General features: G+C 66.6%; 12 protein-coding genes. 2 read left to right on the forward strand and 10 right to left on the reverse strand.

Features of this window, described 5'->3' with window-relative positions:
* Positions 1-2 precede the first annotated feature (2 nt).
* Positions 3-2,567, reverse strand: a complete 2,565-nt coding sequence (locus EXV95_RS06010) for a chemotaxis protein CheB (RefSeq protein WP_176886177.1) — start codon at positions 2,565-2,567, stop codon at positions 3-5.
* Between the two features lie 233 nt (positions 2,568-2,800).
* On the opposite strand from EXV95_RS06010, the gene EXV95_RS06015 reads away from it, so the two are divergent.
* Both EXV95_RS06015 and EXV95_RS06020 read left to right on the forward strand, forming a co-directional pair.
* Positions 2,801-3,661, forward strand: coding sequence for a GGDEF domain-containing protein (locus EXV95_RS06015; RefSeq protein WP_176886178.1), 861 nt, complete (start codon positions 2,801-2,803; stop codon positions 3,659-3,661).
* A gap of 132 nt (positions 3,662-3,793) precedes the next feature.
* A complete protein-coding gene (locus tag EXV95_RS06020) occupies positions 3,794-4,411 on the forward strand; it encodes a BON domain-containing protein (protein ID WP_255484940.1) in 618 nt (205 codons plus the stop codon).
* 76 nt (positions 4,412-4,487) lie between these two features.
* Here the strand turns inward: EXV95_RS06020 and EXV95_RS06025 are convergent, their stop codons facing one another.
* The 9 genes from EXV95_RS06025 to EXV95_RS06065 form a co-directional block, all read right to left on the reverse strand.
* Complete coding sequence (locus EXV95_RS06025; RefSeq protein ID WP_176886180.1) at positions 4,488-5,189, reverse strand: Crp/Fnr family transcriptional regulator; 702 nt, start codon at positions 5,187-5,189, stop codon at positions 4,488-4,490.
* A gap of 285 nt (positions 5,190-5,474) precedes the next feature.
* On the reverse strand, positions 5,475-6,149 hold the full coding sequence (locus tag EXV95_RS06030) for a Crp/Fnr family transcriptional regulator (RefSeq protein ID WP_176888973.1): 675 nt from the start codon (positions 6,147-6,149) through the stop codon (positions 5,475-5,477).
* A gap of 192 nt (positions 6,150-6,341) precedes the next feature.
* Positions 6,342-14,987, reverse strand: coding sequence for a GH36-type glycosyl hydrolase domain-containing protein (locus EXV95_RS06035; RefSeq protein WP_176888974.1), 8,646 nt, complete (start codon positions 14,985-14,987; stop codon positions 6,342-6,344).
* Between the two features lie 59 nt (positions 14,988-15,046).
* The gene (locus tag EXV95_RS06040) at positions 15,047-15,289 is read right to left on the reverse strand and encodes a hypothetical protein (RefSeq protein ID WP_176886181.1); all 243 of its coding nucleotides are present in this window, start codon (positions 15,287-15,289) and stop codon (positions 15,047-15,049) included.
* 154 nt (positions 15,290-15,443) lie between these two features.
* Positions 15,444-16,004 carry a methylated-DNA--[protein]-cysteine S-methyltransferase gene (locus EXV95_RS06045; RefSeq protein WP_176886182.1) on the reverse strand — a complete coding sequence of 187 codons (561 nt, stop codon included), beginning with the start codon at positions 16,002-16,004 and terminating at the stop codon, positions 15,444-15,446.
* Positions 16,005-16,127: 123 nt separating this feature from the next.
* Positions 16,128-17,033, reverse strand: coding sequence for an SDR family oxidoreductase (locus EXV95_RS06050; RefSeq protein ID WP_176886183.1), 906 nt, complete (start codon positions 17,031-17,033; stop codon positions 16,128-16,130).
* A gap of 176 nt (positions 17,034-17,209) precedes the next feature.
* Positions 17,210-18,142: a glutathione S-transferase family protein gene (locus EXV95_RS06055; RefSeq protein ID WP_176886184.1), complete on the reverse strand. Its 933-nt coding sequence runs from the start codon at positions 18,140-18,142 to the stop codon at positions 17,210-17,212.
* A 209-nt stretch (positions 18,143-18,351) separates the two neighbouring features.
* Complete coding sequence (locus tag EXV95_RS06060; protein ID WP_176886185.1) at positions 18,352-20,022, reverse strand: isovaleryl-CoA dehydrogenase; 1,671 nt, start codon at positions 20,020-20,022, stop codon at positions 18,352-18,354.
* A 9-nt stretch (positions 20,023-20,031) separates the two neighbouring features.
* Positions 20,032-20,490: a GNAT family N-acetyltransferase gene (locus EXV95_RS06065; protein WP_176886186.1), complete on the reverse strand. Its 459-nt coding sequence runs from the start codon at positions 20,488-20,490 to the stop codon at positions 20,032-20,034.
* Positions 20,491-20,581: the final 91 nt, after the last annotated feature.

A 20,581-nucleotide genomic window follows, 5' to 3' on the forward strand; every position in this document is an offset into this window, starting at 1 on the left:
CTCTACCCCTTGCGAAGGCGAGATTCGAGCTCTTTCGCCGTGGTGATGTCGATGAGGGTGATGACCACGCCCTGGATTACGTCGGCGAGCGTTCTGTAGGGCTTGATACGCACCAAAAACCAGAAACCATCGGTCGTCGTGATTTCTTTTTCCGTCAATGTCAGCGTCTTCAGGGTTTGCCTGGCGTCGTCATTGAGCGCAGGGTAGTTCAGCGTGCTGGCCAGGTCGGTCAACGGTCGGCCGATATCCCCTTCTCGCAGGTGGATGATGCGTGTGATCTGCTCGGTATAACGGCGCACGTTCAAGGCACTGTCCAGAAACAGGGTGGCGATGTCTGTGCTGTTGAGCAGGTTTTGCATGTCGCTCTGGGCCAGCGCCAGATCGTCCAGTTTGGTTTGCAGCTCCTGGTTCAGCGTCTGAAGCTCTTCGTTCATCGACTGCGACTCTTCTTTGGAAGTGGTCAGTTCTTCGTTGGCAGACTGCAGTTCCTCGTTGGTGGACTGCAACTCTTCGTTGGCCGCCTGCAACTCTTCTGCCGAAGCCCTCATCTCTTGGCGCAGGGCGTGAATTTCGTCTTTGCAGCGCTGCAGCTCTTCGACCATCTGCGGATCAGCGGCACCTGCAGAGGCCCGGCGTCTGCGCTTGGCCAAGACCGGTGCAGCCACATCGCGAAAAACGATCATTGCCAAGCCAGCCAAGGAATGGGGCTCCTGCAGCAGCTTGACGATCACATCCACAGAAGGCTGCGTGGGCTCTTCGCTCAGGCGCAGCCCGCGCACCTCCACGCGGCCTTTGTCATGAACGGCTTGTCGCAGCGCCGCTGCAATTTGCGCCCTGATGGCAGGACGGGCCATCACATGGATGTTCCAGTTGGCCTTGCCGGACGCTGGCTCCAGGTATTTGCCCACGCTGCCGTTGATATACACGACATCGCCTTGGTCGGTGACCAACACGGCTGCGGGAGAGAATTCTTGAAGCAGCGCTTGCTCGGCGTGGGTCTGCAAACTGGAGGGAAGCACAACAGCCGAAGGGGACACCTTGAACTCCTGGGGAAGCCGGTTGGTCGCCCGGCGAAGGCTGATCGGAAAGTACGCCGAGCCAGCGTTGATTGAATTTTCAGTGCGCCAATAGAGCCGGGATTTCTGGCTCATCGGCGTAAAAAGCGCTTGCCAGGTGCCAATGGTCTCCGAACCTCCGAGCAACAACGCGCCGCCAGGGCGCAAGCTGTAGCTAAAGAGTGGCATCAGCCGACTTTGCAGTGCGGCATTGAAATAGATCATCAAGTTGCGGCACGAGAGCAAGTCGAGCTTGGTGAAAGGTGGGTCGAGAATCACATCGTGCTGCGCAAACAGCACCATTTCCCGAATCTCCTTGCTGATCAGGAATCCGCCGTCCTGGCGTGTGAAGAATCTGGCCAACCTGGCCGGCTCCACGTCGTCCACGATCTTCAACGGGTAAAGCCCCTTGCGGGCCGCAGCGATGGCGTCCGCGCTCAGGTCGCTGGCGAAAATTTGCAGTGAACAACGCTCAGCGCCGGGGTGCTCCTTCACCACCTCCCTGAAGACCATGGCCAGGGAGTAAGCCTCTTCGCCCGTGGAGCATCCCACCACCCAGGCCCGCAGACGGGCGCCCGCCGCGCAGCGCGCCAGCAGGGCTGGCATCACCACGTCCTTGAGCTCTCGCCAGACCGAGGGATCACGGAAGAAACTGGTCACGCCAATGAGCATTTCCTTGAAGAGCAGGTCCAGCTCCTGCGGGTTCTCCTGCACGAATTTTTCATACGCATCGGTCGTGGTCAGGCCGTGTACGCCCAGGCGCCGCTGGATGCGTCGGCGCAAAGTGCTGGGCTTGTAGTCGGAGAGGTCGTGTTTGCAGCGATCTCTCAGCAGGCCCAGGATGGCGCCCAGCGCCTGCCCGCTGTGGTTGCCCGCGTCGTCTTCGGGCGGCGGGGCAGTGCCGTGCTTTTCGTCGATGTGGCGCCCGATGCGATCGGGCAATTCAGCCGCAAGACCGATGATGTCGATGCACCCTGCGGCAATGGCACTTTGTGGCATGGAGTCGAACTGCGCAGACGCAGGCAACTGAGCAAGGGTCAGTCCGCCCTGCGACTTGATCGCCTGCAACCCCAAGGTGCCGTCGGACCCCATCCCCGAAAGAACCACGCCAATGGCCTGTTCCCCCTGGTCGCGCGCCAGCGACGCAAAAAGCAGATCAATGGGCAGTCTCATGCCGCGAGGCTGAGCAGGCTCTGCAAGGTGTAGCAACCCTCCCGCGACTGTCAGCTCCTTGTTGGGGGGTATGACGTAGACCACGTCGGGTTCCATGCGCATCGTGTCAGTCGCTTCGAGCACCTCCATCGCCGTGCAGCGCTGCAGCAGCTCTGCAAGCATTGCCTTCTGCGTAGGATCCAGATGCTGGACAACCACGTAGGCAAGACCACTCGACGGTGGGACGTGGGCCAGGAACTGCTCCAACGCGATCAGCCCCCCGGCCGACGCTCCCAACCCCACGGCACGAACTGCGCTCGAAGTGCGCGCCGCGATCCCGTGGCTTGGAGGTTGGTTCATGCCCGATTATCGGGGTACCCCTGCAAGGGGGGCGCCTGCGGGGGCTCACGAGAAGCCATTCAGCGCGCATGCCGCCAGGGCGGCGTCCCATTTATGTACGCTGGCAGACAGAAACAATGCCCCTCCTCCGGCCACACTGCGCCCCAAGCTCCTGTAGCAGTGCGCCAGTTCCCACGCCGCCGCTGCCCAGATATCCCCTCCGGCCAAGACAACGGCACAGAAAGGACCAGCGCATGGGCATCCCCGAACGACAATTCCTGTTCAGCAAGACACTCACCACCTCGTGGCCCAGTGCCGCGCAAATCCAGCACTGGACCCAGGTCTTGGGGACACTGCGGGCGCGGCTTCTCAAGCGGGAACTGCCGGGAGAGTCGCAGCTCCCCTTCCAGGCACCCGCCATAGTCCCCAAGCCGGGGCCGGATTTGAATCTGCTCGAATGTGTCGCGGCTCTGGAGGAAATGCACCAGGCGCTGCAGCGCGAGACCGCCCAGCGACAGGAGTTGGAGCGCGCCTACCGCGGCACCCACAAGGCGCTCGCTCAGGCGGAGGCCGACCTCGCCTTCGTGCGCAGCGGCGAGTGCAAGGCACGCCACGAGGCGCTTCACGACGAGCTGACGGCCCTGCCCAACCGCCGTCACCTGCTGGAGCAACTGGGCCATGCCCTGGCCACGCGCCGCCCCGAACACGTGGGGCCCACGGTGATCTACATCGACCTCGACCACTTCAAGGCCGTGAACGACACCCATGGACACGGTGTGGGTGACGAGGTGCTGCGCATTACCGCAGCACGGCTGAGTGCAGCAGTGCGCCACGGCGACCTGGTGGTGCGCCTGGGGGGCGACGAGTTCGCCTGCCTGCTGCAAGGCGTGGCCGACGCTGCGCCGCTGCGCCAGCTGTGCGCCAAGTTGCTGGACGCCGTGTCCCGCCCCATGAAGGTCGCCGACCTGCAACTGCTGGTGTGCCCCAGCATTGGCGTAGCGATGTGTCCCCAGCATGGCACGGCGGCCAAAGACCTGATGGCATGTGCCGATGCAGCCATGTATGCGGCCAAGCGCGAACGGCGCGGATTCGCGTTCTACGGCGAAGTCGCGTGATCCCGCAGGTGCCTTCCTCACAAAGTAAAACATTCCCATGAGTACGGTTACGAACAGACGGCTGCAGCGTGCCATGGGACAGTGCAAACAACGGCCACCACCATGGTGACAACCTTTCCAAAGGACTTTTGCATGCGACATCCCACACCCCGTAAGCTTTCCAGTGCCCTTCTGGGGGCGTTGGCGGTGATGTCGCTGCAAGGCTGCAAACGCATCGAGCTTGTCACCGACTGGACACTTGCCGCCCCCTCCCCCACCGCCTACCTGGAAGACAGCGTGCTGACGTCCCGCGTCCGCGCCGCACTCATCCTGTCGCCGGTGGTAAACAGCTTCAACATCGGCGTCGAATCGCACCAGGGGGTGGTGCTGCTCAGTGGCATGGCGGCAGACCCGACGCAGATCGACCTTGCTGTGTTTGTGGCGCAAACCGTGCCCGGTGTGAATTCGGTGGACAGCTTCATGTTCTCTACAGGCGTGGCACCCAACCCGACCCTTGGCAAGAGCTACGTTCCCGACCCAGACACGTTGCGCAACCAGCGCAGTTTGGGCAATGTCTCACACCCTGAATCCGCCGGGCAGGATGGGGCGCCGCCAGCACTGCCCCCCGTTGGGATGGCATTGAGCCATCCCCTGGCTCTGGAAACCGGGCTGCCTGCCGACAATGAACGCAAGCAGAGCGGCTGGGTCCACCTGGCCCACAGCGTGCTGGGCATTCGCAGCATTCAAGAGGAACTGTTGATCAAGCAGTAGGCGCTGCCCTTCTCCGGAAAAGTGGCACAGCCGTGCGGCACGGCGCCCTTAGAGCCTCCTGAGGTCTTCTAGATGTTCAGGCTTTTGCCTTCATCAATCGCTGATAGATCTGCTTGTCCGCGGCATAGCAGCTGCAGGCCTCGGCCTCCAGCGCCTTGCGGTCGAGCACCGTGAGTTCGCCACGGTGATAGACGATCAACCCACTGTCCTGAAAATGGCTGGCCGCCTCGGTCACGCCCACGCGGCGCACACCCAGCATCAGGGCCATGAATTCCTGGGTGACGTGAAAACTCGCCGAATGCGACCGGTCCTGCATCATCAACAGCCAGCGCGCCAGGCGCGGCGCGATCTGGTGGTAGCGCTGGCATGCCGCCGCCAGCGTCTGCTGGTGCAGGCGCGCCAGCAGGCAGGCCTGTAGCAAGGCCTCCAGTTCGGGAATCGCGTCGATCTGCGTGCGCAGTTGCTGGGCGCCGATGCGCCAGCTGGACCCGGCCCCCTGCACCAGCGCCCGCCAAGGTGTGGCCGCCAGCCCCAGAATCAGCTCAGACCCCAGCATCGCCTCTGCCCCCACCATGCCGACTTCGAGTGGGGGGTGGCTGTCCACATCGATCACCAGGGACAGGAAACCTTCGATGGGAAAGTGGGCATGCTGCAGCGGCTTGCCCCGCACGCTCAGCTCTGCGGAAAGCACCAGCTCGAACGGCTCGCAATGGTCTAGCAACCGCTGGCGTACTGCAGGGGGCAATTTGTGAAGAAGGGCGTTTTCGGGGTGGTGCATCAGGGTGTCTCACGGGTCGGCCAGCGCCACTCAAAGAAGCAACATCATGGCAACCGCGCGGGGCGTGCCCAGCGCAGATCTTTGCCCAGTGTGGGCGGCCCCATGTACCGTGACTGTCTGCCAGCGTACACAGCGCGCCTTGCCGGACTGCCCTTGCTTTTCGAACCGGCTTAGAGCTGCTCGCAGAACTCAGCGCAGCGGCCCTGGCTAGGCGTTCCGTCGCAGGCAGTACAAGCGATACGACAAGACGGAACAACAACACCAGGGGAGTTTTGTGAGCCGCTCTTATTTGGCAACGCCCTTGGGCAGCAAGCGGTCGTACTCTTTCTTGACAACCTCGTAGCACTCACAGGTGCGCCCTTCCAGCCCTGGGCGATCCAGCACATTGATGCGCCCCCGGGCATAACTGATGAGCCCCGCACGCTGCAGCTTGAGGGCCGCCTCCGTCACGCCTTCGCGCCGCACGCCCAGCATGTTGGCGATCAGCTCCTGCGTCATCACCAGCTGGTTGCATTGCAGGCGGTCCAGGCTCAGCAGCAGCCAGCGGCACAGCTGCTGGTCCAGCGAATGGTGGCGGTTGCACACGGCGGTCTGCGCCATCTGGGTAATGAGTGCCTGCGTGTAGCGCAGCAGCAGGTGCATGACCGGCCCGGAGCGGGCAAACTCCAGTTTCATGGCGTCGGCGCGCATGCGGTAACCCGAACCCGCGCTTTGCACCACAGCACGGCTCGGGGTAGAGCCGCCGCCCATGAAGATGGAGATGCCCACCAGGCCCTCAAAGCCCACCACTGCAATCTCTGCCGAAGCTCCGTCCTCCAGCACGTACAGCAGAGACACGATGGCGTCGGTGGGGAAATACACATACGGCATGGTTGCGCCGGATTCGTACAGCACCTGCCCCAACGCCAGTTCCACCGTCTCCAGCTGCGGCAGCCAGCGCTGCAACTCCACCTCCGGCAAAGCGGCCAGCAATTGATTCTGAAGGGGGGAGTCGGATCGTTTGATGGCAGCACCTTGTGGAACGCGGGGCGCACCACCATCGCGGTTGTGCCTGCCACGCTGGGCAAGTAACCAGTTTGTGGGGCCACGCCCTTCGGGTCTGTACGGTATCGCACATACATACATTTACCAAATGACTTCTGCCCATTCGCGCTACACGGCGCCTGCAACAGTGTCTGGCGGCCCCCGGACAGGGATCACACAGCAGAGGTCCGAAGGTAGATCGACCCAGCGCAGCCGCTCTCCCACCTGGAGCCAGCGTGCGCCAAATGGGGCACCGTCCGGCAACGCGCCAGGCTCCGCTCCTGGGGCCATCCGCACCAGGATGAACCGCATCGTGCGCCCTCCGCGCACCAGCGTCAACTCTGCGCCCGGCCAGTGCGATGGCAGGCAAGGCGTGAAGAACAGCTCCTGCGCGCCCATCTGCAACCCCACGATGGACTCCACAGCCGCCCGGTGCAGCCAGCCCGCCGCGCCGGTGTACCAGCTCCAGCCGCCGCGCCCCACATAGGGTGGCTGGCTGTAGATGTCAGCCGCCATCACATAGGGCTCCACGGCGTACACCGGCCCCCACACTGGGTGTTGGGCCCGGTGCGCCGGGCTCAGGTAGGTGAAGTAACGGTACGGCACATCGAACGCACCGGGGTGCTCAGGCTCCTGCAGGGCCAGTTCTGCGGCGGCCATCAAGGCCCAGACACCGCCATGGGCATACTGCCCGCCGTTCTCGCGTACGCCCGGCGGGTAGGCCTGGATGTAACCCGCGCTGGGTTCGGCGTGGCGCAACGGGGGGGCCAGCAGCTGGATCAAGCCTGCCGCGGGGTTGACCAGATGCGCCTCGACCGCGTCCATTGCCTGACGCTGCCGCTCAAGCGCGGCGGAACCCGAAAGCACTGCCCAGGCCTGGGCGATGAGGTCAATGCGCCCCTCGTCCCGCGTGTGGCTGCCCAGTGCCGTGCCATCGTCAAAAAAGGCGCGCTGGTACCAATCACCGTCCCACGCCTGGTTTTCCAATGCGGCGCGCCAGCCGGTCAGGGCAGCGTCCCAGCGCCGCACGCGATCCAGATCGCCCTGATCGCGGGCGATCGGAATCCAGTCAGTGACGATGGCGCACAGGAACCACGCCAGCCACACCGATTCGCCGCGCCCACCGTCGCCCACGCGGTTCATGCCGTCGTTCCAGTCACCGCCGCCCATCAGCGGCAGGCCGTGCGTGCCGGTGCGCAGGCTGCGGTCTATGGTGCGGGCGGCATGCTCGTAAACACCGGCCGTGGTGGTGCTGGCGCTGGGCGCTTCGTAGATGTCTTCCGCCCCTTCGGGGATCGCAGAACCTTCAAGAAACGCCACCTGCTCCTCCAGCAAGCTGTGGTCTGCAGTGCGTTCCAGGTAATGCGCGCAGGCAAAGGGCAGCCACAGCAGATCGTCCGAGAAATGCGTGCGCACCCCGGCCCCACCCGGCGTGTGCCACCAATGCTGCACATCGCCCGCTTCAAACTGGCGCGACGCGCACAGAACAATCTGCGCGCGCAAGGTACTCGGCTGCGCCCAAGCCAGTGCCATGGCATCCTGCAACTGGTCGCGGTAGCCCGTGGCACCACCCGCCTGGTAAAGGCCCGCTTTGGCAAACAGGCGTGAAGACACCGTCTGGTACAGCAGCCAGCGGTTGACCAGCACATCGAACAGCGGGTCGGGCGTGGTCACCTGCGTGGCACCCAGCAGTTCGTTCCACCGGTCCAGCGTGGCCTGCTCGCGTGTACGGGCCGCCACGGCCATGGCCTCTTGCGCCAGCGAGTGTGCCGCAGCCTCGGTGGGTGCGTAGCCCATCAGGTACACGCGCTCGAACACCGCCCCGGCCCGCAAGGTCACCAAACGCGACAGGGCTGCACAGGGGTCCAGCCCAAACCCGCTGCGCTGCCCCAACTGCAGGGGCACCACCAGATCGCCCTGCGCATCGAAGAACTCGCGGCGGTCGCAAGTCCAGTCCAGGCTGTCGTTGGCACGGTCGTCCGTGCCCGGCCCAGCCGAGGCTTCGCAGAAAAAGGCCGTGCCCCCGCCCAAGCCTGCGGCCGCCTCGGTCTGCGTGCACAGCAGGCCCAGCAAGCGGCCATCGGGCAGTGGTGCAAAACACGGTGCGGTGGACAGCGTGGCGCGGTCGCCGCGCTTTTCGCCCATCATCCACTCCACCATGCCCACCAGGCGCAAGTGCTCGCGCCGGTTGCCCTGATTGCGCACCTGCACAAACACCTGTTTGATGGCGGTGACGGGGTCCACACACCAGCGCACCTCCACCTCCAGCGCGCCTCGGCGGTGGCGGATGGTGGTAGTGCCCTGGGCGTGCTCCACGCGGTACGCCACATCGGCCGCGCCCCAGGCCGAGGGCGTCAGGCCCCACACCTCACGCGTGCGGCGATCCTGCAGCAGCAGCCATTCGGCAGGCGGGTCGGCCACCGGGTCGTTCGACCATGCGGTGAGCTGGTTCAGGCGGCTGTTGAGCGCCCAGGTGTTGCCCGCGCCAGTTTCCGAAACCATGGCCCCCAGCTGGGCATTGGCCAGCACATTGACCCAAGGTTTGGCAGGCCGCAGCGCTGCCGACACATCAAACCCAAAGGTGCCGGTCACCGGTGCAAAACCACCCACCGGCGCGGGCACCCGCGTGCTGCCCTGGTGCGTGAGCACTTCGTCCGTGGCGCCGCCGCGCCAAGGGCCGGCCATCGACACGCCATGGGCCGCCACCCAGGCCTTTACCTGGTGCATGAGCGCATGGCCGTCGGCCTGCAGGGTGATGCGGGCCAGGCTCACCAAGGTGCCCAGCTGCGCAGCCGACAGCTCATCCAGCCGTAGCACCCGCAGGCTGGTCACCGCCGGGCCGGTGTGTGTGGCCAGGTCGGCATCGTGGTGTTCGCGCAGCAGCGTCAGCTCGCGCAGCAGGGGCATGTGGTACGAGTGCGATTCGCTGCTGAGCACCACCAGGTCGCAGGCTACGCCGCCATGCGCCCATTCGCGCAGCGCCTGGGCCAGCGTGCGCAGCAAGCCCATGCCCTGGGGCGATCCGGCCATCACCAGCACGATGGGGCGATCACCCGACAGGCCCAGTTGCCACAACGTGCGTCGGTCACACACGGGGAGGGCGGCCTGGGCCTCGGTCAGCACGCCCAGGTAGGTGGTGTGGACCTTGGGCAGCGTGAACACCAGCGCCGTGGTCAATGCCTGCAGCGCGGGCAGGTAGTCGCGGTGCGGGCGGTGCGACGCCCACTGGATGCTGGCCAGCGTGGCCGACATGGCCGAAGCGCGCTCGAGATAGGCGGGCTGGCGGTACTTGTCGATGATGGCCAGCAGCGTGGCCGGGTCTTGCGATGCCGCCGTGGCAAACGTGACGCAGGCCTGCGCACCGGGCGCAATGCGCAGCATCACGCCCAGCGCCGCCACAGGGTCCAGGCCCGTGTCCAGCAATGCAGGCACTTCAGGCACGCGGCTGAGCAAAGCCAACGGCTGGCCGGGCGTATGGTTGCGCCCCAGCCAGAGCTGCCGGTCGGTCTGGCAACGCAGGCCCAGCACCTGCCCTTGGGTATCTGCGACAAAGTGCGCAGCCTGCAGGGTGGTCTCGGTCTGCAGCCGGGGCGTTCGGATGAACCTCAGCGCCTGCTGTGCGGGCAGCCAGTCGGCGGCGACGAAAAGGTTGGAGAACGCGGGGTGCGCCTCGTCGGCCGCGTGGGTGGCCAGGGTGATGTCCAGGGCCGAGATCAGCTCCAGCTCGATCAACTCATCACCCAGGTTGCTCACCACCACCTTGCGCAGTTCGATGTCGTCTTCCGGGCTCACCCACACGGTGGTGTGCACGCGCAGCCCCGGCCACAGTGCGTCAAAACACACGCGGTCGGTGTGGAAGATGCTGCCATACACCGCACGTGCATCGGGCGCGGGGTGGCTGGTGACGGACGCGGGCACACTGGAGCCCATCTGCCGCACATACAGAAAGCTGCCATGGGCATCCCGCAGCGCATCGTCGCGCCAGCGGGTGATGCCCGTCTGGTGCCAGCGGCTCCACCCTGCCCCGTTGGAGCGCAGGGTAACGCTGTAGCGCCCGTTGCCCAGCAGGTGCGTGGGCTCCAAGACCTGGGCGCCCGGGGTGACGGGGCGCACATGGTCGGGTGTTTTTTGTTGGCGCGCATGCAGCGGCAGGCGCGGCGGGGTGGCCTGCAAGGTGGGCAGCTCGCGCGGTGCGCGCTCCTGCAACAGCGGTAGCACGGCTTCGATGCGGGCATGCGCCGTACCCCAACGCTGCGCAACGCCACCCAGCAGCACGTTGGCCAGCGCCACGATGGTCATGCCCTGGTGGTGGGCCATGTAGGTGCTGACCAGCATGAGCCGCTCGCCATGGGTCTGGCGTTCGGGCGTGAAGTCCAGCGCCTCGTAAAAGCCGTAGCGCCCACGCGCCGACAGCGCGGCCAGCGTGCGGAAGTTGGCGCAGGCTGCACGGGCATCCACCTGGGTGGCCAGCGCCGTGGCATAGGGGGCAATCACCAGCTCGCCCACGGGCGTGCGGCGCAAGGCCAGGCGGGGCACGCCCTGCGGCGCGTACTGGTAGGCCAGCGTGTGGTCGCGCCCGGCGTAGGCGCATTCTGAAATGCCCCAGGGCATGTCTTTGCCCAAGGCCTGCACCAGCGCCACATGCTCACGCAGGGCGGACCGCCCTGCCTCGCCCAGGGCGCTGTAATACGGCTCGTCCATGACCAGCGTGGGCATCAGGTACTCGAACATCGAGCCTGACCACGAGCGCAGCACCGCATGGTGGCCGCTGGCAAAGAACGGCCGCCCCAGGGCCGCCCAGTGCTTGACGGGCAAGTCGCCCTTGGCGACGGCCAGCAGGCTGGTAGTGCGCGACTCGGACGCGAGCAAGTCGTAGAACGAGGTGTCCAGCTGCTGCTCGTCCACCCGGTAGCCAATGTGCAACAGGTGCCGGCGGGGGTGGTACAGAAACCGGAAGTCGGCCTGCCAGGCCAGGGCATCCAACGCCTCTGCCAGCCCCATGAGGCGCCGCGTGGCCTCGGGTGCGCCGCCGTTGTGTGCGGCCTGCTGGTCGCGGTCCGCCGAGTGCAGTGTGGCCAGGTGGTCGGCCAGCAGCCACAGCAGTTCGTCCTGCGCCGTGGGCGGGCTGTGCACGATGGCCGGGTGGCGTGGCTGGGCCATGCTGCGCAGCTCGTCCTGCGCCTGCGCCAGCAGCGCGCGAAACGCCGTGGCCTCCGGCTGGTGCGCAGGGTCGGGCTGACGCATTCCCAGCAGACGGCTCAAGGCGGACGAGGGCAGCATCCCGCGCAAGCCCGGGTGGTGGACGCCCAGCCGGGGCTGCAGCCGCGCCAGCGAGGTGCGGATGGCCTGCGAACCCGCCAGCGGTGACAGCGGCTGCGACGCCAGCGCGCTGCAGGCCTGTGCCACGGCCACCAGGTGGGCGCAGAGGTTGCCGCTGTCCACCGTGGACACATAGCGCGGGTGCAGGGGCTGCAGGGTTTCGGTGTCATACCAGTTCAGGAAGTGGCCCCGGTGCCGCTCCATGGCCTGCAGGCTCATGAGGGTGGCTTCGAGCCGGTCGAGCAGCTCCAGCGTGCCGATCCAGCCGAACTGGCGCGCGCAACTTGCGCTCAGCAGGTACAGCCCGATGTTGGTGGGCGAGGTACGGTGCGCCACCATTTCATACGGGGCGGTCTGGAGGTTGTCGGGTGGCAGATGGTGGTTGTGGGCATCCACACAGCGCTCGAACAAACGCCAGGTGTCGCGCGCCACGCCGTGCAGCAGGTCGTGGTCTTGTGCCGACAGTGTTGGGTTGCCCAGGCCAGACGGAACGCGGTTGGCCAGCCACACCAGCAGCGGCGACAGCGCCCACAGCGCCAGCAGCGGCCCCACCAAGGCCCAGGGTGCCAAGGTTCCACCGGCCCACAGTGCCAGGCCACAGCCCAGCGCCAGCAAGGGGGCCGCCTTGTGCCTGCGCAGTGTGGCCGCCAGGCCTGTGATCAAGGTGTTCTGCGCTGCCTCGGCCGTGGTCCACTCCAGCAAGTGCCAGCGGCTCACGGCCTGCCGGTGCACGGTGCGCACCACGGCATCGCCCAGCAGCAGCGCCTGCTGCGGCAGCAGGGCCAGGTGCCACACGCCACTCGCCAGGGCACGCAACAGGTCGCCCGATGCTTCGTGCACAAAACGCATGCCGACCAGCCCAAACCGGCTGGGCACCCAGCCTGCCAGCGCCCCCATCAAGGGCGCTGCCACATAGGCCGCCACCACCAGCGCCAGCGTGCTGGCCAAAGGCAGGCCCAGCCCCGCCAGGGCCAGCACCACCAGCACCAGCGATGCGGGCGCCACCAGCGAGCGGCGCAGGTTGTCCAGCAGCTTCCAGCGGTTGACCGGCGAGAGGCCCCAGCGGCGGGCCTGGGCCAGAAAGGGCCACAGCTGCCAGTCGCCCCGCGTCCAGCGGTGCAGGCGGGAGGCTGCGGTGTCACTGTGTTCGGGCTCCGCCTCCACCAGCGTCACATCGCTGACCACGGCGCAGCGCGCCAGCGCACCTTCGAGCAGGTCGTGGCTCAGCACCTGGTCGGCCGGCAGGCGCCCGCCCAGCACGGCATGCACCGTGGCCACATGCAGCAGGCCCTTGCCGGTGAAGCTGCCTTCGGCAAAAAAGTCCTGGTACACATCAGACGTCATGGCGCTGTAGGGGTCCAGCCCCTGCTGGCCCGCAAACAGCCACTGCCACAACGAGGTGGTGGCAGACGTGGGCAGTGGCGCGAGCACCCGGGGCTGCAGGATGCCGTAGCCCTGCACCACGCGCTGGCATGTGGCATCCAGCCGGGGCTGGTTCTCGGGGTGTTCGGCCACGCCCACCAGGCTGCGCAGGCGGCCCGGGGGCAGCTGCGTATCGCTGTCGAGCGTGAGCACATAGCGGGTCTGGGGCGCCAGATGCGATAGTTCGCCCAGGTCCAGGAAAGCGCCCTGCCCGCCAGTGGCGAGGGCCGCCACCAGCTGTTCGAGCTTGCCGCGCTTGCGCTCCCAGCCGATCCACTGCTGCTGCGTGGAGCTGTAGGTGCGGGTGCGGTGCAGCAGCAAGAACCGCGGGGCACCGCCCGTGGTGGGCGGGTGCTGGGCATTCAGCGCCTGCATCAATCCCTGGGCATGGGCCAGCAGCGCGCCATCTTCGGGCAGGTCTTGCACATCGGCATCCACACCGTCGGTCAGCAGCGCGAATTGCGCACAGGGCTCGGGGTTGGCCAGGTAATGCAGGTGCAGGCGGTGCACCAGCCGTTCGATGGTGCCGGTGCTGCTGAGAAGGGCCGGGATCGCCACCAGCACCCGTGCCGATACAGGAATGCCCGCTGGCAGCAGGTAGCGGGGCATGTAGGTCGGCCGGACGGATTCGCCAATGAGCCGGTTGACCACGGCCACCAGGATCTCGGACACGGGCAGCAGCAACAAGACGGCGACCAGCGCCAAGCCCGCAAGATGGGCTGCGCTGGTATCGGGCCCCGCCTGCACACCCCACAGCGGCGCCATCAGCCAGGCCAGCAGACCGAGCGAGCCCAGCAGCAAGGCGCCCAGGTACAACGGCACACGCGACAGGCCCACCGCAGAACGCCACAGGGCCACCGCGTCGGTGGCATGGCGGCGTGCGCCCAGGGCATGCTCCAGCTGGCCGCGCCCGGCGCCTTGTAGCCAATAGCCTGCCAAGGCCTGCGCAGCTCCAGGCTGATCTGGAGGCTCGCCGTCGGCACCCGACATCAGCACCAGCAGCGCCTGCGCAACGGCGGCCTCGCCCTGCCCGCTGCGGGCTGACAGGTTTTCAATGCCGTGCAAGGTGGTGTTGCGGGTGGACTCGTCTTCGGCCGCGAACACGGGCGACTGCAGCATGGCGCGCAGCACCAGACTGGTCTGGCTGATGATGTCGGACCAGTCGGCCGCGCCCACCCGCCGCAGTGCCGTGACGGCATTGCCCATGCTCAGCTGGTCGGCCGCCTGGTTGATCTGCTGCTGGGCCTGCAACGCCACCAGGTCGGGCACCGCGGTCAGCAACCACTGCTGTACGGGCGTTGGCGTGCCTGCAGCGGCATGCCCGCCCACCACGCCGCGCCCCATCATCGACTGCGCCAGATGGGCCAGGAACACCGGTGCCACGCCACGCTGCTCCATGGCGGCGCAGGCGGCATCCAGCGTCAACACGTTCAGGTCCTTGCTGCGGGCGGCGCACAGGCTGGCCAGCTCCTGCGCGGCCTTGTGGCTGGCCAGGCGCTCAGCCAGGCGGCGCAGGTTCTCCACGAGCACCACACGCAGCGTGGTGGGCAACGCCCACAGCTCCCCCTGGCTCAGCTCGCGGGTCTGCTGGTAGGCATTGAGATAGTGCACCAGCAGCGATTCATCAAACGCGCTGTCGGTGTGGGCCACAAACGACCACGCCACGCCGTACACACGCGGCAAGCCCACCAGCGGGGCGTCTTTGAGCACCGGCAGCGAGCGGTAATAACGCGGCGGCAGCCCGGCCCGGATCTCCTTGAGCTGGCTTTCGATCAGGTGGAAGTTGTCAAACAGCCATTCGGCGGCGGGGCTGATGGCATGCTCGTCGTGGGGTGCATCGAACAGGTAGCGGTATGCGGCCCGCAGCGCGCGGATGTTGCTCTGCAGGCGTGGGTAAAAGGTGGTGCGGCCAAACGGTGCCTTGCCTGCGTCGTGGGACGCGCCCAGGTGCCGGCCATGCTCTTCGAAGCGGGCCACGCCAAACACTTCGGCCCGCAGGGGGTCCAGCACCAAGCCTGCCCGGGCATCGAGCATGCGGTCCAGCGCGGAAGGAACCCAGGGCCATGGTGTGCGTAAGCCCATGCGTGCGCCCCCTATCGCACCAGCGATACGGCCCCCACCAGCAATGTGGCCAAGAGTGCAACGGTAACCACATGTTCTGCGACCAATGCCTGCAGGCCGGCAGCACCAGCTAGAAACTGGTCCAGCGGCCCCCGCAGCGCGCCGCAGTGCGCCAAGTGTTCACCCAGGTGGGAGAGCTCCAGCGGCGACAGGTCTGCCGGCTGCCCGACGCAAGACGTGTCCCACGCAGAGGCAACGAAAGATGGATGGGACATGGGGCAGCTCCTGGTACAAGTGAATGGCGCCACCGCATTGCGGCTGCGCTCTGATCCTCTTGTACAAGGTGCTGGAACGGCGGGTCTGTGCGTTGCCGAACAGACTGGGCACCTACCGTTTTTGGCCTACAGCGGCTCGCCCAAAGCCCTACACCTACCAGTCAAACAGCGACGGCGTTCCACCCGGGCACGCGCCTTCAATCTGCAGCATGCGCAGCTTGGTCAGCGCGCCGCCTCCGGCCGAAAAGCCGCCCGGCCGGTCACCCGCCGCCAGCACCCGGTGGCATGGCACCACGGGCGCAAACGGGTTCAGGCCCAGCGCCTGCCCCACGGCGCGCGACTGGCCCTTGCTGCCGATCTGTTCGGCCACCTCGCCATAGGTGCGCGTGCGGCCCGGCGGTATGGCCCGGGCAATGGCATACACCTGCTGGTGAAACGGCGAGATGCCGGACATGTCGAGCGGCACCTCGCACAGGTCGCGGGGGTGCCCCGCCAGCAGTGCCTGGATACCTTCGACGGCGCTGCGCACGGTGGCGGGGGGCTCCCCAGACTGCGCGCAGTGTGAATGGCTGCGCAGCAAACGCGCCCGGGTCGCCTCGGCATCCGCCTCGGGCAATTGCACGGCCACGATGCCGCCCGGACCCCAGGCAATGCCGCAGGTGCCGATGGCGGTGTCGAACAGCGCATGGCCGTGGCCAGGGGCGGCATCAGGCACAGTGCGGGCCCCTCCTTGCAGGTTTGGTGTTCACTACTCTTTTTATAGCTGTCAGCGCTTACCGGATAAGCGCTAGAGGCAAATTACTCTTATATTTTCGGCGCTAAGCCTGCGCCTGCGCCATCAATCGGCCCGCAGCGCCGCGCGCAGTTGCGCGCCCAGCTCGGGCTTGGCGGCAAACGGGTCGGTGGGGTTGCGGCCCATCATCACGTCTTCCATGCGCGTCTGCACCGAGGCCAGGGCCTTGGGGTGGCTGTAGATGTAGAACTGGCCCTGGGCGGCTGCGTCGAACACCTTCTGCGCCACCTCGGCCGCCGTCACCTTGCCGCTGCCCACGGCCTTGTCGCTCATGGCCTGGCCGATGAGCTGGCTCTTGGTGGGCTTTTCGGCAGGCAGGTCGCCGGGGCGGTTGCGGTGGCTTTGGTTGATGCCGGTGGGCACGAAGAAGGGGCACAGCACGCTGGCGCCGATCTGGTCAGTGACCAGCGACAAATCCTGGTACAGCGTTTCCGACAGACTGACCACTGCGTGCTTGCTCACGTTGTAGATGCCCATGTTGGGCGCCGCCAGCAGGCCCGCCATGCTGGCGGTGTTGATGATGTGGCCGCGCCAGGCCGGGTCGGCCTTGGCCGCTGCCAGCATCATGGGAGTGAACAGGCGCACACCGTGCACCACGCCCCACAGGTTCACGCCCAGCACCCATTCCCAGTCCTTGACCGAGTTCTCCCACACCAGGCCGCCCGCGCCCACGCCCGCGTTGTTGAACACCATGTGCGGCGCGCCAAAGCGCTGCTGCACGTCGGCGGCCAGCTGTTCCATCTGCGCGGCGTTCGATACGTCCACCTTGCGGGCCAGCACCTGTGCGCCTGCGGCCTGCATCTCGGCAGTGGCGGCGTCCAGTGCGTCTTGCTGCACATCGACCAGCACCAGGTTCATGCCCAGGCGGGCGCCAATGCGGGCACATTCCAGGCCAAAGCCCGAGCCTGCGCCGGTGAGGACGGCGGTTTTGCCGGAAAAGTTGTCGATCATGGTTTTTGTCTCCTTGAGTCCGTAACAATTTAGAGCGTTGGGTTGAAACTGGCGGGGCCCACGCCGGGGACGCCGAGCAAGGGCCGCCGAGCCGCGTATGCGGCGCCTCGCTTGCGTGCGAGGGCGTCGTCCCCCTTCCCGGCGAAGCCGAGAGAAGGGGGAAGCGGCGCAGCCGCTCAGGGGGATGGTCTTAGAACATACCCAATGCGCGGGAAGTGCACATGCACCGTGCCCGCGCGCGGGTCGGTGCGGCGCAGCGTGTAGCGGGTGCGGGTGGCGGCAATCAGCTCGCCCTCGGTGGGCTCCGTGCCAAAGCTCTCGGCGGAAATCGTGACCTGGCTGCCCAGCGGGATGCCGTGTTCGTCCTGGAACACGTCGTCCATCAGGGGCAAAGGGTCCATGCCCGCAGCCACCGTGACGGCGTCCTGAGCGCTGAACTTTTCCATGCGGCCATGGCCCAGCGCTGCGATGCGGTCCATCCACTCCAGCACGGCGGGGGTGGCGGCAAAGATGTCGGCCATCACCGGCACACATTGGCGCGTGAACCACAGCGGGTGGTAGGCCGCAAAGTCGGCCAGGCAGGGCTCAGCACCAAACAAAAAGTCGTGCTCCTCGGCCATGTGGGCGATGCGGCGCAGGTACGAGCGGTAGGCAGCCGTCGCGTCGGCCGGTCGCAGGCGCTGCATGCCCGCGCTCATCTCGCGGCGGTCTTCGCCAAACACTTGCGCGGCGGCAGGCGGCAAGTTGGCAAACAGCACCGCAGCGCCCTTGGGCTGCAGGTTGTAGGCCATGGCGGCCCAGAACAGCGTGCTATCCGCCCACTGTGCAAACACACGCGCCACGCCCTTGAGGTGCGGCGGGTACAGCACCGGCTCGGGCTGTTCGTGCTCCAGCACGTCGCAGATGAGGGCCGAATCGCAATAGATGTCGACACCAATCTGCAAAAACGGCGTCTTGCGGTAGCCGCCGGTCAGCGCCACCACATCGGGCTTGGGCATGACGCTGGGGATGATGACGGACTTCCAGGCCAGCTGCTTGAAGCCGAGCACCGCGCGGATCTTTTCGGAGAACGGCGACGAGGGGTAGTGGTGCAGGATGAGGTGGGACATGGGGTTCTCCTCAGGGGATGTGTAAGTTGTCTGCAGAGCTTAGAAGCGACAACGGCGGACAAAACTGCCCTGCCTAAGCCAGCGCCCCCGCGCAAGGGCCGCCAAGCCGCGTATGCGGCGCTTCGCTTGTGTGCGCTGGGGGCGTCCCCCTCCCGACTCACGCAGTGAGTCGAGATAGGAGGAAGGCGCGAAGCGACTCAGAGGGAGCTTCATGTCGGCAGCGCGCGGGCCAAGATGGCGTCAAGGTTGACACCCGCGCCCAGGGTGCCAAAGCTGTAGCCCCAGTCGCCGGAGAGGCGCGAGTCGCAAAACGCGCGGAACACGGCGCCGGGCGCACTGCGCAGCAGCAGGGCCGCCTGCACGGCCAGCGCTACATCCTGCGCGAGGCGCCGGGCCTCGGCCTCGGTGGTCATGGCGTCCACGCGCAGGGGCAGTGCGCCGGCCAGACGGTCCAGCGCCGGGTGGGCGCCGCGTGCGGGTGCCAGTTCGGCGTCCAGCGCGGCAGCGGTGTCGGCGCGGCGCACGGCGCGCATCAAATCCAGCGCCATGATGTTTCCCGCGCCTTCCCAGATGGAGTTGAGCGGCATCTCGCGGTAGATGCGGGCCATCACGCCTTCGCCGCCCTCTTCCACATAGCCGTTGCCGCCCAGGCATTCCATGGCCTCTTGCGCAAACGCGCTGCCGCGCTTGCACACCCAGAACTTGGCCACGGGCGTGAGCAGGCGGGCCATGATGGCTTCGTGCTCGCTCTTGTCTTTGTGATCAAAAGCGCTCGCAAGCCTTATGGACAGTGCGGTAGCCGCTTCACTTTCAAGAGCAAGATCGGCCAGCACGTTGCGCATGAGCGGCTGCTCGATGAGCTTCTTGCCAAAGGCCGAGCGCTGGCGCGTGTGGTGCAGAGCGATGCTGAGCGCCTGGCGCATGAGGCCGCTGGTGCCCAGGGCGCAGTCCAAGCGCGTCATGGTGCCCATCTCCAGGATCTGCGCCACGCCCCGGCCCTCCTCGCCCACGCGCCAGGCCAGGGCGTTGATAAATTCGACCTCGGAGCTGGCGTTGGCGTGGTTGCCCAGCTTGTCTTTCAGGCGCTGGATGCGGATGGTATTGACCGCACCCCCACCACCATCGGGCAGCACGCGCGGCAAGAAGAAGCAGGTAAGCCCGCCGGGTGCCTGCGCCAGGATCAGGAAGGCGTCGCACATGGGGGCCGAGAAGAACCATTTGTGGCCGGTGATGCGGTAGCGCGCGCCCCAGGCATCGTCGCCATCGGGCACGGCCTGCGTGGTGTTGGCGCGCACGTCCGATCCGCCCTGCTTCTCGGTCATGCCCATGCCCATGGTGAGCGCGGATTTCTGCGAGAACAGCGCGAGGCGCGGGTCGTACTGCGTGCTCGCCAAACCCTTGCTCCAGTCCGCCCATACCGCTGAATTGCCTCGCAATGCCGGGGTCACGGCGTAGCTCATCGACACGGGGCACAGCACCGAGGGCTCGGCTTCGGTGAACAGCATGAAGCCTGCGGCCCGCTCGGTATGCGCGTGGCCCGTGTCCTGGCGCGACCACGGCGTGGCGTGCAGGCCGTGGCGCAGCGCAGTGCCGATGAGCGCGTGGTAGCTGGGGTGGAACTCCACCACATCGGTGCGGTGGCCGAAGCGGTCGTGGGTGCGCAGTTGGGGCTTGTAGGTGTTGGCGAGCCGAGCATGGGTCTGCATTTCGGCCGATCCCATCTCCGCGCCCAGCGCCGCGAGGCCCGCCAGCGGCAGGCTGGGGGCATGCAGGCGCAGCGCGTCCTGCAAGGGCTGGTTGGTGGTGAAGAGGTTCACATCGGCCCAGGGCGTGCTCTGGTTGAACACCTCATGGGTGGCGGCAGGGCTGGCAGCGGTCATGGCGGCTCCTCAGGCGGTAGGGCTGTCACCCCGTCTCAGCATTTCGATGTGGGGGATATCGTCTTCCAGGTACTCATCGGACACGGCCTCAAAGCCCAGGCTGCCGTAGAAGCCCTGCAGATGGGCCTGCGCGCTGATGCGGATGCCCCGCCCCGGCCATGCCTGGCTGCAGCGAGCGATGCCCTCGGCCATCAGCGCCCTGCCCGTGCCGTTGCCGCGCGCTTCCTTGGCGGTGACCACGCGGCCGATGGAGGGCTCGGGGTAGTTCACGCCCGGGTCCACCACGCGCAGACAGGCCTGCGCCACCCCGGCCTCGTCGTAGCCCAGCAGGTGGTAGGACTGCTTGTCCGCTTCGTCCGGGTCCTGGTAAGGGCCCTGCTCCAGGATGAACACCTTGCAGCGCAGCGCCAGCGCATCGTGCAGGGCGTGCACGCCCAGGTCGTCGAAGCGGGCCCAGGTCCAACGCATTAGAACCTGCTCCCGGCCTTTTCATGGGGTGCGTTGCCCCACAAAGGCAGTGGATGCAAGGCGCCCACCGCAAGCCGCACTGATGTGCGGC

Source organism: Acidovorax sp. JMULE5, from assembly GCF_013376875.1.
Classification (GTDB): domain Bacteria; phylum Pseudomonadota; class Gammaproteobacteria; order Burkholderiales; family Burkholderiaceae_C; genus Acidovorax; species Acidovorax facilis.